This window comes from Aliidiomarina sp. B3213 (assembly GCF_003290085.1).
Lineage (GTDB): Bacteria > Pseudomonadota > Gammaproteobacteria > Enterobacterales > Alteromonadaceae > Aliidiomarina.
This window is the reverse complement of the sequence record NZ_QMKJ01000001.1, coordinates 941,691-955,903: the sequence shown is the minus strand read 5'-3', so window position 1 is coordinate 955,903 and position 14,213 is coordinate 941,691. Positions and strand designations below refer to the sequence as shown.

The 14,213-nt window shown below is 46.7% G+C and carries 11 protein-coding genes and 1 tRNA gene; 5 read left to right on the top strand and 7 right to left on the bottom strand.

The features are described 5' to 3' along the window. The first annotated feature begins 107 nt into the window (after positions 1–107). Positions 108–341, top strand: a complete 234-nt coding sequence (locus DQX04_RS04755; protein WP_111914718.1) for a hypothetical protein — start codon at positions 108–110, stop codon at positions 339–341. 102 nt (positions 342–443) lie between these two features. Beyond that, on the top strand, positions 444–980 hold the full coding sequence (locus DQX04_RS04750; RefSeq protein ID WP_111914717.1) for a hypothetical protein: 537 nt from the start codon (positions 444–446) through the stop codon (positions 978–980). Between the two features lie 380 nt (positions 981–1,360). Here the strand turns inward: DQX04_RS04750 and DQX04_RS04745 are convergent, their stop codons facing one another. The 3 genes from DQX04_RS04745 to pepA are packed head-to-tail and all read right to left on the bottom strand — an operon-like array spanning position 1,361 to position 6,172. Next, complete coding sequence (locus DQX04_RS04745) at positions 1,361–4,204, bottom strand: valine--tRNA ligase (RefSeq protein ID WP_111914716.1); 2,844 nt, start codon at positions 4,202–4,204, stop codon at positions 1,361–1,363. Beyond that, positions 4,197–4,667: a DNA polymerase III subunit chi gene (locus DQX04_RS04740; protein ID WP_165831941.1), complete on the bottom strand. Its 471-nt coding sequence runs from the start codon at positions 4,665–4,667 to the stop codon at positions 4,197–4,199. Before DQX04_RS04740 ends, DQX04_RS04745 begins: the two co-directional genes overlap by 8 nt. Before the next feature lie 2 nt (positions 4,668–4,669). Continuing rightward, the gene (gene pepA, locus DQX04_RS04735) at positions 4,670–6,172 is read right to left on the bottom strand and encodes a leucyl aminopeptidase (protein ID WP_111914714.1); all 1,503 of its coding nucleotides are present in this window, start codon (positions 6,170–6,172) and stop codon (positions 4,670–4,672) included. Between the two features lie 258 nt (positions 6,173–6,430). Between pepA and lptF the strand changes: the two genes are divergently transcribed. Together lptF and lptG are read left to right on the top strand one after the other, a co-directional pair. Further along, positions 6,431–7,552 (top strand): LPS export ABC transporter permease LptF, encoded by a 1,122-nt coding sequence (gene lptF, locus DQX04_RS04730; RefSeq protein ID WP_111914713.1) that lies wholly within the window; start codon positions 6,431–6,433, stop codon positions 7,550–7,552. Next, the gene (lptG, locus tag DQX04_RS04725; protein WP_111914712.1) at positions 7,549–8,619 is read left to right on the top strand and encodes an LPS export ABC transporter permease LptG; all 1,071 of its coding nucleotides are present in this window, start codon (positions 7,549–7,551) and stop codon (positions 8,617–8,619) included. The genes lptF and lptG overlap by 4 nt, the downstream gene beginning before the upstream one ends. On the opposite strand, the gene DQX04_RS04720 is transcribed toward lptG, so the two are convergent. Beyond that, complete coding sequence (locus tag DQX04_RS04720; protein ID WP_111914711.1) at positions 8,616–9,110, bottom strand: RDD family protein; 495 nt, start codon at positions 9,108–9,110, stop codon at positions 8,616–8,618. The genes lptG and DQX04_RS04720 overlap by 4 nt on opposite strands. 144 nt (positions 9,111–9,254) lie before the next feature. Here DQX04_RS04720 and DQX04_RS04715 point away from each other — a divergent pair. Further along, positions 9,255–9,341: transfer RNA gene (locus DQX04_RS04715), tRNA-Leu, on the top strand. Positions 9,342–9,436: 95 nt separating this feature from the next. Here the strand turns inward: DQX04_RS04715 and DQX04_RS04710 are convergent. The 3 genes from DQX04_RS04710 to DQX04_RS04700 all read right to left on the bottom strand — a co-directional run bounded on the left by DQX04_RS04710 (position 9,437) and on the right by DQX04_RS04700 (position 14,146). Next, entirely contained in the window at positions 9,437–10,141 is a 705-nt protein-coding gene (locus DQX04_RS04710; protein WP_111914710.1) for a nucleoside-binding protein, read from the bottom strand. Between the two features lie 16 nt (positions 10,142–10,157). Beyond that, on the bottom strand, positions 10,158–12,101 hold the full coding sequence (locus DQX04_RS04705) for a methyl-accepting chemotaxis protein (RefSeq protein WP_111914709.1): 1,944 nt from the start codon (positions 12,099–12,101) through the stop codon (positions 10,158–10,160). 206 nt (positions 12,102–12,307) lie between these two features. Continuing rightward, positions 12,308–14,146, bottom strand: coding sequence for a DUF885 family protein (locus DQX04_RS04700; RefSeq protein ID WP_111914708.1), 1,839 nt, complete (start codon positions 14,144–14,146; stop codon positions 12,308–12,310). Positions 14,147–14,213: the final 67 nt, after the last annotated feature.

The following is a 14,213-nucleotide window of genomic DNA, read 5'->3' as shown; positions in this document are numbered from 1 at the left end:
TGCGCGCCTTTGGCGCCGGGCCGCTAAAAGCATGGCTTCGCCACAACGCGGCCGGTTATTGAGGTGTTAGCCAATGTTAAAAGCGACGATAAGGGATAGGGAGAGATATGAGTAAAGAAGACAATGGCACATCGTGGACGCTGTTCATCGTCCCGTTTATAGTGGCCTATATAGGTTCAAGGTTGATCTTTCATTTCTCTGAATTTGATTACAATTTATTTGCAGAGCCCTTAAGCGCAACAAAGCTTTTTATTGATGTTTCCGTTTTTGGAGGCCTCTTTTTCGCAACCTACATAGCAGCTCGAAAGTTACACCAGAGCTGCGAGCGGGAAGATGGTTAACCATGTCATTAAATTCGCTCCCTGCGGTCGCCGGACGCCCGTTCCTCGCGCCTTTAATGCGAGGTTAAGAACTCAACTTTCCGCAATTCTATGGTGGTTTAAATGATTTTCAGATTGCTAGCATTTTTACTGTTTACTGTTTTCATCTTAACGCCGGTGACTGCTGCTGAACACAACACTGAATTACAGCAACTGTTTGAAGCAGATCAAAATGCTCGTCGTGACCTAGATGTGGGTTGGGATGAAATTGATGCGTTAGATGAAGCGAATCGCGCTGAAGTGTTCTCGATGCTTGCAAAAGGCGAGATAAAAACAGGTTTAGATTATTTTTATGCAGCGGTGATTATGCAGCATAGCGAGAGCGTTGAGCACATTCGACTGGCACATTTCTTTGCTACTATTTCTGCGCAGCTGGGTTATGAGAGAGCCAAGTGGATGCAAGCAGCTTCCTGGGATCGCTTATTAATGTATTTTGAACAACCTCAATGGTACGGAACGCAATTTAGTACGAATGACCAAGGTGAGTGGCGTTTGCATGAGGTTCAAGAAGGGGCCGTGACCGATGAGCAACGGGCTGAGTGGAGAGTTCCCTCGCTTGAAGAGTCAAGAAACCGAGCTATTGAGCGAAATCGTAATTAGGAAAGCAAAGTAGTAATTAACACTATTAGTTCTGACATCCGTTTGGAGACCGCACAGCGGTCCGTACGATCTAAATAGATTCCTAGCAGCCAAGCATTAGAAAGGCACTCGATGTGCCTTTCTAATGCCGTGACTTTGATTTTGTTGCGAGTAACTTTGATGCGGCAACTAACCGATATCAGAGACTTGTGAGGTTTCTGTCACAGAGTCTCTGAGACAGGGATGTCGAAGAGAAGCCCCCATGGATGGGTTTACGGCGTCTCTGTGACAGATTCTCACGAGGCTCGTCGGTTAGTTGTTGATACGTGATCTGATACCTAGTTCACTACACCCGTGCAGACCGCACAGCGGTCCGTACGAGTGGTGATTCTAACTTTCAATTACATCGCAGCGATTTTAGAACGTTGTTGTTCTAACTGTTGCAACGTAGCTTCGTTCTCAGCAGCCTTTGCTTTTTCCTTCTCGATAACATCTGCAGGCGCACGGCTCACAAAGTTTTCGTTAGAAAGCTTACCTTGAACGCGCTTCAGTTCACCTTTAGCCTTGTCGATTGCCTTGTCTAATCGCGCAAGCTCCGCGTCTTTGTCGATTAAGCCAGCCATAGGAATGTGAAGCTCAACACGGCCCACAAGCGCAGTTGCACTTGCTGGCGCTTCTTCGCCAGGCTGCAAGAAGCCAATGCTGTCTAACTTAGCAAGAGCCTTTAAGAACGCTTCGTTTTCGTTAATACGGCGCTGTACTTGTTCGTCAGAGTTCGCAACCAGCACGTCTAAGCTTTGGTTCGGGCTTAAGTCCATTTCCGCTCGAATGGTACGAATAGACGTAATAACCTGCTTCAGCCATTCCATGTCTGCAAGTGATTCCGCATAACGCGAATCTTCAACTTGCGGGTAGGCTTGAACCATAATGCTTTCGGCATGAACACCTGCAAGCGGCGCCACTTTCTGCCAAATTTCTTCCGTAATATACGGTAGTAGTGGGTGAAGCATTTTAAGCAGCTGCTCTAGCACCTGAATTAGCGTGCTACGTGTGCCTTCAAGTTGCGCTTCAGTACCATTTTGCAAAATTGGCTTGGTGAGCTCTAAGTACCAGTCACAGAACTGGTTCCAAGTGAACTCGTATGCAATAGATGCAGCTTGGTCGAAACGGTAGTTGTCTAATGCACTTCTGAACTGCTCAACGGTTTGGTTGAAACGCTCAATAATCCACTTGTCGGCAAGTGAAAGCTCAAGCTCAGAAAGAGGGCGGTCGCACTTATGAGACTCTGTATTCATCAACACATAACGGCTTGCGTTCCAAAGCTTGTTACAGAAGTTTCTGTAGCCCTCTAAACGCTTCATGTCCCAATTAATGTCGCGACCGGTAGAGGCAAGTGCTGCCAGGGTAAAGCGCAATGCGTCTGTACCATGAGCCGCAATACCATTCGGGAATTCTTTCTTGGTACGCTTAGTAATTTTGTCTGCAAGCTTATCTTGCATCATGTTTGCTGTTCTTTTCTCAAGCAAAGCGTCTAAGCTAATACCGTCTATCATGTCGAGTGGGTCGATTACGTTACCCTTAGATTTCGACATTTTGTCGCCGTTCTCGTCGCGAATAAGACCCGTGACATACACTTTCTTAAACGGAACTTGCGGCTTGCCGTCTTCGTCTTTTAGGAAGTGCATGGTCATCATAATCATGCGCGCAACCCAAAAGAAGATAATATCGAAACCGGTCACCAATACATCAGTTGGGTGGAAGGTTTTTAAATCGTCCGTATTCTCAGGCCAGCCGAGTGTCGAGAACGTCCATAACGCAGACGAGAACCAAGTGTCGAGCACGTCGTTGTCTTGTGAAAGTTTACGGTCGCCAAGATTATGCTTTTCACGCACTTCAGCTTCGTTACGACCGACAAAGACATTGCCTTCTTCGTCATACCAAGCTGGAATGCGGTGTCCCCACCACAACTGACGTGAAATACACCAGTCTTGAATGTCGCGCATCCAACTGAAGTACATGTTTTCGTATTGCTTCGGAACAAACTCAATGTCGCCATTCTCTACAGCTTCAGTTGCTGTTTTAGCTAACGGTGCAACACTGACATACCATTGGTCGGTTAGGTACGGTTCAATGACTACGCCACTGCGATCACCATACGGCACGTTGTTGTCGTGCTCTTCAACTTTCTCAAGTAAACCAGCAGCTTCGAATGCAGCAACAATAGCTTTACGCGCTTCAAAACGTTCCATACCAGCAAATTCAGCCGGAATTGAGGCTGCAAACTCAGTGTTTTCTTTACCGTTAAGGTCGAAAACCTCTGGAGCAGAAAGAATATGTGCGTCGTCGGACAGCACATTTATCAGCGGCATGTTATTGCGCTTACCAATTTCGTAGTCGTTAAAGTCGTGCGCAGGGGTAATCTTCACACAGCCTGTACCGAACTCTTGGTCGACATGGTCGTCTGCAATAATTGGAATCTTACGGCCCACTAAAGGCAGTTCAATGTGCTTGCCCACGAGAGCTTGGTAGCGCTCGTCTTTTGGGTGTACCGCTACACAAGAGTCGCCTAACATGGTTTCAGGGCGAGTGGTGGCGACCACTAAATGGTCTTTTCCGTCGGCTGTAGTAACGCCGTCAGCGAGTGGATATTTTAAGTGCCAAATTTTACCGCGGCTTTGCTTGTTCTCAACTTCCAAGTCGGAAATTGCAGTTTTGAGTTTCGGGTCCCAGTTAACTAGGCGTTTACCACGATAAATAAGATTGTCTTCGTACAAGCGAACAAACACTTCTTGTACGGCTTTTGACAAACCTTCGTCCATGGTGAAACGTTCGCGATCCCAGTCGACCGAGTCGCCTAAACGACGCATTTGCTGAGTAATGGTTCCGCCAGACTCTGCTTTCCATTCCCATACTTTGTCGATAAACCCTTCACGACCTAACTCGTGGCGCGTTGGACCATTTTGCGCTGCAAGTTTACGCTCTACCACCATTTGCGTGGCAATACCGGCATGGTCGCTGCCCACTTGCCACAGCGAATTGTAACCGTCCATACGCTTGTAGCGTGTCAGGGTGTCCATTAACGTATGTTGAAACGCATGCCCCATGTGCAAACTACCCGTAACATTGGGTGGTGGGATCATGATGCAGTAAGAAGGGCCGGTTCCAGCAGGTTTAAAATATCCTGCTTTTTCCCAGTTGTCGTAAATACGTTTTTCGATAGCGTCGGGAGTGTAGGTCTTATCCATGGTTTCCTTCGGTTTCGGTATCTGGTTCGAGAACGGCAACAACGTTTGCTAAATTGCATTGCTGTTGGCGGTAGTGTCGATAGTTGTCACGAGCTTTTTCCCGTTGTTCTTTGTGAACAGGAACTAGCTCTATAATTTGCTGGATGCGAAAGGGAGGCTGTAAAGGCTTACCGCTTAAATTGATCACCACATGGCGGTGACTAATGTTCTGCGGAATTTCTCCCCACGCAATAATAGCTGGCGTGCCCTGCGATGGTCCTTCACCTATAAGGTTGTGCGGCACAAAATGGTCGCTGGGCAATTGCCATAATATTTCGTCGTACTGTTCGGCTTGCTCTTGGCTTTCAGCTAACACAAGCACACGTTGGCGTTGACTCACTTTGCTGTGAATCAATTGTGCGACGAAACGTTCTTTTGCCTCGTCGCCAATGGTGTCTAACGTGTAAAAGGTCGCTTGTGCCAAGGTTATTGTGCCTCGTCGTGCAAACGGTTCAGTAAGAACTGTGTAAGCATTGGAACAGGTCGTCCTGTACTGCCCTTATTTTTGCCGCCTTGCCAAGCCGTACCGGCAACGTCTAAGTGTGCCCAGTGGTACTTTTTGGTAAAACGAGACAAGAAGCAGCCCGCGGTAATAGAACCTGCTGCGCGACCACCAATGTTTTGCATGTCTGCAAATGGGCTGTCGATCATCGACTGGTACTCGTCCCATATCGGTAAGCGCCACGCGCGGTCGCCACTTTGCTCTGAAGCATTGAGTAATTCATGTGCTAATGGATTGTGAGTACTCATTAACCCTGTTGCATGGTGTCCTAAAGCAATGACACAGGCACCGGTTAACGTAGCTACGTCGACAACTGTGTCTGGATTAAAGCGCTCAACATAGGTGAGGGCGTCACATAGCACCAAACGGCCTTCAGCGTCGGTATTCAGCACTTCAATAGTTTGCCCAGACATCGAGCGAATAATGTCACCTGGACGGTACGCGTTGCCGTCTGGCATGTTTTCACAGCCTGCAATTACGCCGATAACATTCACTTTGAGCTGTAGGTCGACTAATGCATGCATAGTACCTAAAACACCAGCTGCACCACCCATGTCGTACTTCATCTCGTCCATGTTTTCAGACGGTTTGATAGAAATACCACCTGCGTCGAAGGTTAGACCTTTACCTACCAGTACGATAGGCGCACTGTCGTCGCCAGCACCGTTATAGTGCATAAGTGTCATAACAGCGTCGTTTTCAGAGCCTCGGCTTACCGCTAAGTATGCGTTCATACCTAGTTTTTCCATGTCGGCTTCGGTAACACGCTCAACAGTTAGGTTGTCGTATTGTTTACCTAACTCTTCGGCTTGCTCAGCTAAGTAAATTGGATTACAGATGTTCGGTGGCATGTTCGCCACGTCGCGACACGTTTTGATACCTTTCGATACACTCAAACCATGCGCTACTGCGCGCTCACCAATCGTGAGTTCACGGCGAGTAGGTACATTGAAGATAAGCTTCCGAAGTGGGCGTCTAGGCTCTTCGCGGTGCGACTTTAATTGGTCGAACGTATAAAGCTCATCGTGTGCAGCTTCTACTGCGTGGCGAACTTTCCAGTATGTGTCGCGGCTTTTTACGTGCAATTCACTTAAAAAGCACACAGCTTCCATCGCCCCAGTGTCGTTTAGGGTGCTAATGGTTTTCGCAATGATTTTACGGTATTGGCGCTCGTCTAACTCGCGCTCTTTACCACAGCCTACGAGAAGTACACGTTCGCTTAAAATATTCGGTACGTTGTGAAGAAGTAGGGTTTGCCCTGCTTTACCTTCAATATCGCCGCGGCGAAGAATATTGCTTAAATAGCCATCGCTAATTTTGTCGAGCTGTTCAGCGACTCCAGAAAGCCTACGCGGCTCAAAAACGCCAACCACTACACATGCTGAACGTTGTTTTTCTGGACTACCACTTTTTACACTGAATTCCATGAGAGCTCCGTTGTCTGGTGCGATAAGTTAAATCATGGCATTATTCCCCATGATTTTATTCAAGTTTGTGTGAAAGAAACGCAACACCGCTGAAAGTACGCGAGTGAACTAAAAGAATGATGTCTGCGTCTATTTATGTTCAAATTCACCAAAAGAAGTTAACGTTAGTATACGAATTTGAATTAAACTTGTAAAAATACAGAGTTTACTTAAATATCTGACGATTTCCAGTGAAAAACTAAGTTAAGGCCTAACGAAGTGCTGATTTTTCGATACCTCATCAAGGAGTCTTTTAAAGCGCAAATCGCTGTATTTGCCGTTTTGATGACCATATTTTTGAGTCAGCAGTTTGTTCAAGTGCTTGCAGAGGCTTCTGAAGGTGAATTACCTACCGGTTTGATATTTCAGGTTGTTGGTTTGCAAGTTCCTGGGCTAGCCGCACTTATTCTTCCAATCAGCTTATTTCTTGGGATTTTGCTGGCGCACGGTCGACTTTATACCGACCACGAAATGTCGGTACTGCATGCGTGTGGTATCAGTGAATGGTATGTCACCAGAATCACTTTAGTTTTTGCGCTAGTTGTTGCATTGGTTACTGGAGCTCTTACTTTATGGGGTGGGCCTTTAGCGTTAGCCCAGCAAGAGAGGTTAACCGAGTCTGCACAAAATGAAGCGGGCTTGAATGTTATTCAAAGTGGGCGATTCCAAGCTATTGCAGACAAGCGTGGCGTTATGTTTGTGGAAAGTGTGAACAGCGACCAGCAATTACAGCGTGTTTTTCTGGCACAAATTCCTAACTTAGACGACTTGGAAAATAATAACCTAGACGTTCGCTCTAGTGTGGTGATGGCTTCCACGGGAGAAATCCAAGAAGCGGCTAACGGTGCGCAATTGCTAAAGCTTAATGACGGCCGACGTTATTCGCAAAGCTTACGGTTTTTAGACCATCAAGTTATGAGCTTCGACACTTATCAAATGCAAATTCGAGAGCGTGACGAAACTGTCACAGCACAAGAATTCGAGTCTTTAACTACGTTGGAGTTACTTGCTGACAACTCAGCTCAAGCCAATGCCGAACTACAGTGGCGCATCGCAATTCCACTAGCCATGCCTCTACTTACCCTGATTGCTGTGCCGTTAAGTAGGGTAAATCCACGACAAGGTAAGTTTGCTCGCATGGCGCCGGCAATACTAATTTACTTGGGGTATTTCATGATTCTTATGGCCACTAAGCGGGCTATTGGGGCTGAGCGCGTACCTGAGTGGTTGGGCCTATGGTGGGTTCATTTTAGCTTGCTGTTGATTGGTGTTTCACTGCTGATGAAAGACCGCACTTTAGGGCAAAAAACCTGGGCCAAGCTAACGAGGCGGTTGCAATGATTAGTATTCTCGACCGCTATATTGGTAAAACCGTTATTCTTATGTCGTTTGTAAGCCTAGGCGTGCTTACAGGACTTTCTACGCTTATTCGTTTTGTCGAACAATTACGCGCAATAGGGCGTGGCACCTACGACATGATGGACGTTTTAGCTTTTGTATTATTAAGTGTTCCGCGCGACGTAGAAATGTTTTTCCCTATGGCCACTTTGCTCGGTGGTTTGCTTGGTATGGGGGCATTGGCGAATAACTCTGAGCTCGTAGTGATGATGGCAGCAGGGCGCTCCAAACTTAATTTAATGGGCTCGGTCATGAAGGCTAGCGTGGTGATGATGATCGCTGTGTTAGCCATTGGTGAGTGGGTCGCACCAGAAGCTGAAGCAGAAGCTCGCCAGTTAAGAGCGCAAGCTGTTTCTGGAGGCGCGTTGATTAGTGCCCCCCAAGGAGTATGGGCAAAAGACGGTGACGCGTTTATTCATATTGATCAGGTTGAAAATACCGGTTCATTAAACGACATATCCGTATACGAATTCCAAGACTTAGAGCTGGTTCGCGTTATTAGAAGCGAGCACGCGCGTTATATCAGTAACGATTGGGTATTCGACGACGTAACCATCACCGAGTTTTCAGAGCAGCAGGTGACTACTGAAGAGGTGGTAACAATGCCCTGGAGTTCAGGTTTAACGCCTGAGAAGCTAGGTGTTGTTACAGTGAAGCCAGAGTCGTTACCGATTTCTGGGCTACTCGAATATGTGGGTTACTTAAGAGACAACAACCAAAGCGCAAGTCGTTACGAATTGGCACTGTGGCGTAAAGTATTTGCGCCGGTAACTGTGGCGGTTATGTTGCTTGTGGCGCTGTCGTTTATTTTTGGGCCGCTACGTTCTGTAACGATGGGCGCACGGGTGTTGCTTGGTGTGATCACCGGGTTTGTGTTCTATGTGTCGAACGAGGTGTTTGGACCGTTCGCGCAGGTATACCAAGTACCACCTGCGCTCGCTGCCATTATGCCTAGCTTGTTATTTGCCAGTGCTGCTCTTTATTTCCTGGTGAAACAGCGCAGAGCTTAACGCTGTTGTTCCTTCCAGTTCTTAAACTGGTTAGCTTCTGGAGTAAGGCGTACAACTTCACACTTGGCGATCTTGTCTTGCCACGCAAGCTTGTCTTTAGCCCAAATAACGCGAAGATTACCCAACCCAACAATTGCCGTTACGCTGCGTAAGAAGGCCTGTTTCCAACTAATTCGTTTGCCGTTTTCATTTTGCACACGAAGGCGCCAAGCTTTCATTCCCAGTGTTTGCCCACCACGGTGCCAGAAGAGTGCAAAAAAACCGAATAACACGGTAAGTAAGTACAACGTATACAGAATGCTGCCGGAAAGCCGGTCTGCATGGTCTACAGCTTCTCCCAATGGCCAAATTCCTGTTTTGTCGAGCGCAACACTAAAAGCTAGTGCAACGGCTACTGCAAACATAAGAACCGCAAGAACCACTAAGAAGTCGTATACAATAGCGCCAATGCGAACTAAGAAACCTGCTCTTGGAAACCCGGTACTGCTCATAAATTCATCTCTCGTTTTTATTTTGCGAAAATTCTACCGAATTTTTGAATAGATTGCTTGATTAAGGCAAAGGCTTCCGTATAATTCACCTCGTTCCGCAGGTGACACATTTGTGAAGCAAGCGGTAACGGCACGGATACCAAAGCCAGAGTGGCGGAATTGGTAGACGCAGCGGATTCAAAATCCGCCGCCCGCGAGGGTGTGCCGGTTCAAGTCCGGCCTCTGGTACCATTCGTGCACTACCTTACTTGCAAAAGTAAGCGCAATAAAAAACCGACTCTCGAGTCGGTTTTTTGCGTTTTAGAGCTTGAAAAAGGTCAGCCTGCTTACAAATGCCATTTCACCAATAAATTCGCGTTTCTTTCGTCTACGCCATCAATGCCGAATTTGTTGGTCCAGTAAACATATTCCACGCCAACATAGAGTGGGGTAGACATGCCGAAGTGATGACCTATATCCCATTTTAATTGAGAAGTAAGGTTCATGCTTGCTGCACGGTTGTCGTCGTCGACTTCTGAAGTCCAGTCCATGAATCCGTCGTAAAGCCATTTACTATTGCCGATGGCGAAAGGGATGCCCCATACAACTGTGGTTTGCCAGTTGCTTTCACCACCGTCGTTGTTTCTGCGGTACAGATCAACATTAAAGTAGCTGAAGCCGGGAACTGACCAGTCTGAGCCAATACCATAAAGGTAATGCGTGAAGCCTTGGCCTACCTCTATAGTGCCACTTGCCGAAATAGCCTGAAGAAAACCGCCTTCGTCGAATGACATCATGCGTACCCGCGGAGAGAACTCACCGTAGGTTTCTGTGAAACCGTTAGAGGACTCTAAGCGGTCGAAGAATGTGAATAGGCTACCCCAGCTTGTACCTGCTGCATACTCGAAGGTAAGCACTTCGCGGTCGGGGTCACCAACCTCGTAGTCGGAGCCGTTCAAATACGTCAGGCTGTAGCTAGACCATTGTGTTTCAGCATGTGCTTGGCCAAAGCAAAGCAACGAGAAGGTTAACGACAATATTATTTTTTTCATGTCTTTGTTCCCTTGGTTAAACCTTAAATTGACTCACAATTTCTCTCATGTGCTGAGCTCTTGCTGTCAGTGTTTCTACTTCTTGTATTTGGCTTGTCGCACTTTCGTGAATGCTGTTGGCCATAGACGTAATCTGCTGCGCTGACTCGTTTACATGATCAACAACTGTAGTTTGCTCTTCAGTTGCGGTCGCCACTTGGTGGTTGCCTTCACTAATGCTGTCAAATCTTGCGCGAATAGCTTCTAGTGCGCTAGACGCTTGTTGCGCGCGCTCGGAGAGCTCGATACTGCTTTTCGTGCCGTCCTGTATTGACGTGAGTGAAACTGAAGTTGCTTGTTGCAAGCGCTCAATTTGATTTCTAATTTCCTGAGTAGAATCTTGTGTACGACTCGCTAGCGTTCTCACTTCGTCGGCCACTACGGCAAAGCCTCGGCCTTGCTCACCTGCGCGAGCTGCTTCAATAGCAGCGTTCAGTGCAAGTAAATTAGTTTGTTCTGAAATGCCGTTGATAACGTCGACCACAGAGTTAATGGCTTCAGCCTGGCTAGCCAAATCTGAAATTGAGTTTTCACTCTGTTTCATCGACTCTGCAAGCTCGGTCATGGTTCTTGAGAGGTGCTGCATAACTTCATTGGTTTCATGCGTGTCGTTCACTGCGCTAGTTGTGTCTGAAGCTGTTTTATGTGCAACCGATGAAACGTCTGCGATGGTGTGACCCATCTCGTTAATAGCTGATGCGACAATTTGCGTTTGTTTCTGCTGTTCGTCGGAATAGTCTACCGACTGCTCAGAAGTTTTACGTAAGTTTTTAACGCTCTGGTTAATCGCTTGTTCTGCCTCTTGGATTTCCTTAACCAAGTCAGAGAACTTCGCCAGAATAGCGTTAAAGCCGCCTGCCAAGTATCCAAGCTCGTTGTCGGTTGTGTCGTCTAAACGCTGAGTTAAGTCGCCACCTGAAGCGGACATTTCTTTCAAGCGGTCGCCAACTTGGGTGATATTGGTACTCACTTTGCTGGCAATATACCAAGCGAGCAGTACGAATAATGCTGCGAGTACGATAGCAGACCCAACAGAGAGCCAAACTACGGTACTTACCTTGCCCGTAATCTCACTTTTCGGCATAAGCGTAACAAGTTTCCAGTCTAGTCCTGCTAGGCCTGAAGTCGCTACATAATATTCTTCTCCGTCCACTTCACCGGTGAGTAGTTGGTAGTTTGAGCCCGAATTCAAAATTTGGCGTGACATTTCCCCGTAACGGCTAATCGATGATAGTGACTTGTTCACACTGCTACTGTCGCGGTGAGCAACGATGCTTCCGTTACCGTCTAGCAAGAACATGTAACCGTTTTCACCAACCTGAATGTCGTTGACCAGAGATATAATTGAAGAAACGTCGTAACCAAGGCCGGCAACACCGAGTGCATTGCCTCTATCATCTTCAGCTCTCACATTTACGAATACAGTGAGTGCGCCGGTTTCTTCATTCGGGTCTAGGTTGAGGTTCATGTCTTGGCCACTTTCGATAAAGTTAAAAAACCAAGAGTCTCGCTCAACGCTTCTGGACACTTGCTTGAATAGACCAGATTCGGTGTAGTAATTGTTGCTTCCGTTTACAACCCAAAACACGGTAGCTGCTCCGTTGCGGTCAACAAAGCTTTGCATGTAGTCGAGAACGTCATTTAATTCGGAACGGCTCTCGCCCGATTCAATCCAATCATGAACAAAAGTATTTTGCGCAACACTTTGAGAAAGTGCGATAGGAGTTCGTAATTCCGATTCAATTTGAGACTTTGCGCGTTCAACAACATTCGGCAAATGCTCTTGTTCGGTAACTTCGTAAAACATGGAAGAGAATCCGACGATATTTACGAACGAACTGATGAGAATGGTTAAGAACAGGGCTAAGGTCATGGCCCCTGCCAAAAGGGTTTTCAGCTTTAATTGATTTAAATTGAGCATAAGTAATTCCGATGAAAGAAACGAAATCGCAATTCAAACAGCATAGTTCAGTTGTTTGAAAAATACACGATATACATCGAGCAGATAGATAAAAAACTTTAGGGAAATTGGGGGATTAGTTGTGAGGTGGGAAGCAATAAGAGCAAATAAAAAGGAGCAACATGAAAGCTGCTCCTTTTGCGGATCACTAAATCAAATGCAATTCATTAACGACTTTCTTCAATCCACTGCATAACTCTGCGTTCAAGTAGCGGTAACGGCAATGCACCACCACCTAGAATTGTGTCGTGGAAACCTCTGATGTCGAAGTTTTCACCTAACTCTTGTTCAGCGTGAGCACGCAGCTCTTGGATTTTAATCATGCCCATTTTGTAGGAAGTTGCTTGTCCTGGCATGACCAAATAACGTTGAATTTCAGAGCGGGCTGATGCTTCAGCGGTTGGAACATTCGCCATGAAGTATTCGAATGCTTCTTCCTCTGTCCAGCCTTTGGCATGCATACCAGTGTCTACAACTAAACGAACTGCACGCCAAATTTCTGAACCTAGGCGGCCGAACTCTGAATAAAGTTCTTGGTAACCACCCATTTCAACTGCCAGTTCTTCCGCATATAGTGCCCAGCCTTCAACGAACACGGTAAAGAACATTGTGGTTCTGAACTTCGGAATGTTCTCTAACTCTTGTGCAATAGAGATTTGCATGTGGTGACCAGGATTACCTTCGTGGTAAGCAATCGCTTCCATGTCGGTTTTAGGCATAGAGGTCATGTCTGAAAGGTGTGCATAGTAAACACCAGGTCTGGAACCGTCTGGCGTTCCGCGAGAATAGTGCTGTGCTGCACCGTCTTGCTCACGATAGGCTTCAACACGCTTAACCACTAGGTCTGCTTGCGGAAGAATACCGAAGTACTCCGGAAGCTTTTCGGTGATGGCTTCGATGTATGCCGTAGAATCGTCTAAGTAACCTTGGCGACCTTCATCTGTATCTGGGTAGAAGAAACGTTCGTCGGTTCTCATGTATTCAAAGAATTCGGTAAATGTACCTTCAAAGCCCATTTGCTCTTGAATGTCTTCCATTTGTGCACGAATTCTAGCGACTTCGTCTAAACCAATCTGGTGAATTTGATCAGCAGTAAGATCTGTTGTGGTGTGCTGCTTTAAGCGGTCTTGATAATACGCTAAGCCACCTTCATGACGATTCACACCTGTGGGGTTAACCACGGTGTTCACGATGTCTGCTTCCAGCCAGTTCGCAAGAGCCGCGTAAGCTGGTTGAACTTCGCTCACTAATGCTTCTGAAGCTTGTTGCTTAAGGCTATCAGCTTGATCAGCAGTAATGGTTTCATTTTCTAATAAAGCGTTAACCTTATTATTTACGTCAGACCATAGCGGCGAAGGTCGTTCACTGTCGTCGAATGGTTGTCCAGAAATAAGTCCACGCGTTTCTAAAATAACAGTGTCGTAGGCAAACCGAGGAGCGCGTATACCCGCTTCCGCATTGCTTTGGGCACGTTCTGTTAGCTGACCGATAGCACGAGCAAGTTCGCCTAAGCGAGAAATGTAAGCTTCCATGTCTTCTGCAGTGTCGACACGGTGGTAGGCAATCATAAATTGTACTAGACCCGTATGAGCGCCTTGCATTTGATTAAAGATATAACCGTATTCGTTAAATTCTGCAGACGATTGCTGACGGTCGAGTGAGTATTCAATGATGTCCCAAGACAGTCTTGCGTCTGCAGTTAGCTCGTCGTAGTCGAATGTGTCGCGCATGGTTTGTACCATGTTTTGGTAGAACGCTAAATTTTCAGCTTCACCTTCGACAGACATATCGTCGAGTTCACCGTAGCGGTCTTTGCGACCCATAGTGGTAAGCTGCATAGGACTGCGTTGCAACATGATTTCGTACTGTTCGTCTAACCAAGTATTAAATGCTTCGGTGTGCTCTGCTTGGCTTGCCATAGTATCTTGTTCTTGCGTTTCTGTTTGTGGAGCTTGACCACAGGCGGCAAGAAAAAATACGACAACGAGGGGTATTATTTTTCTCATGAGTGGGTACCTTGTCGTGATTGAATTTGTAATTATCTCGCAGGTCTAGATTGTCACTGTTATACTG

Excerpts from the sequence above, each read along its gene's own strand:
- DQX04_RS04755 (WP_111914718.1), top strand. The coding sequence starts at position 108 with ATGAGTAAAGAAGACAATGGCACATCGTGGACGCTGTTCATCGTCCCG.
- DQX04_RS04750 (WP_111914717.1), top strand. The coding sequence starts at position 444 with ATGATTTTCAGATTGCTAGCATTTTTACTGTTTACTGTTTTCATCTTA.
- DQX04_RS04745 (WP_111914716.1), bottom strand. The coding sequence starts at position 4,204 with ATGGATAAGACCTACACTCCCGACGCTATCGAAAAACGTATTTACGAC.
- pepA (WP_111914714.1), bottom strand. The coding sequence starts at position 6,172 with ATGGAATTCAGTGTAAAAAGTGGTAGTCCAGAAAAACAACGTTCAGCA.
- lptG (WP_111914712.1), top strand. The coding sequence starts at position 7,549 with ATGATTAGTATTCTCGACCGCTATATTGGTAAAACCGTTATTCTTATG.
- DQX04_RS04720 (WP_111914711.1), bottom strand. The coding sequence starts at position 9,110 with ATGAGCAGTACCGGGTTTCCAAGAGCAGGTTTCTTAGTTCGCATTGGC.
- DQX04_RS04710 (WP_111914710.1), bottom strand. The coding sequence starts at position 10,141 with ATGAAAAAAATAATATTGTCGTTAACCTTCTCGTTGCTTTGCTTTGGC.
- DQX04_RS04705 (WP_111914709.1), bottom strand. The coding sequence starts at position 12,101 with ATGCTCAATTTAAATCAATTAAAGCTGAAAACCCTTTTGGCAGGGGCC.
- DQX04_RS04700 (WP_111914708.1), bottom strand. The coding sequence starts at position 14,146 with ATGAGAAAAATAATACCCCTCGTTGTCGTATTTTTTCTTGCCGCCTGT.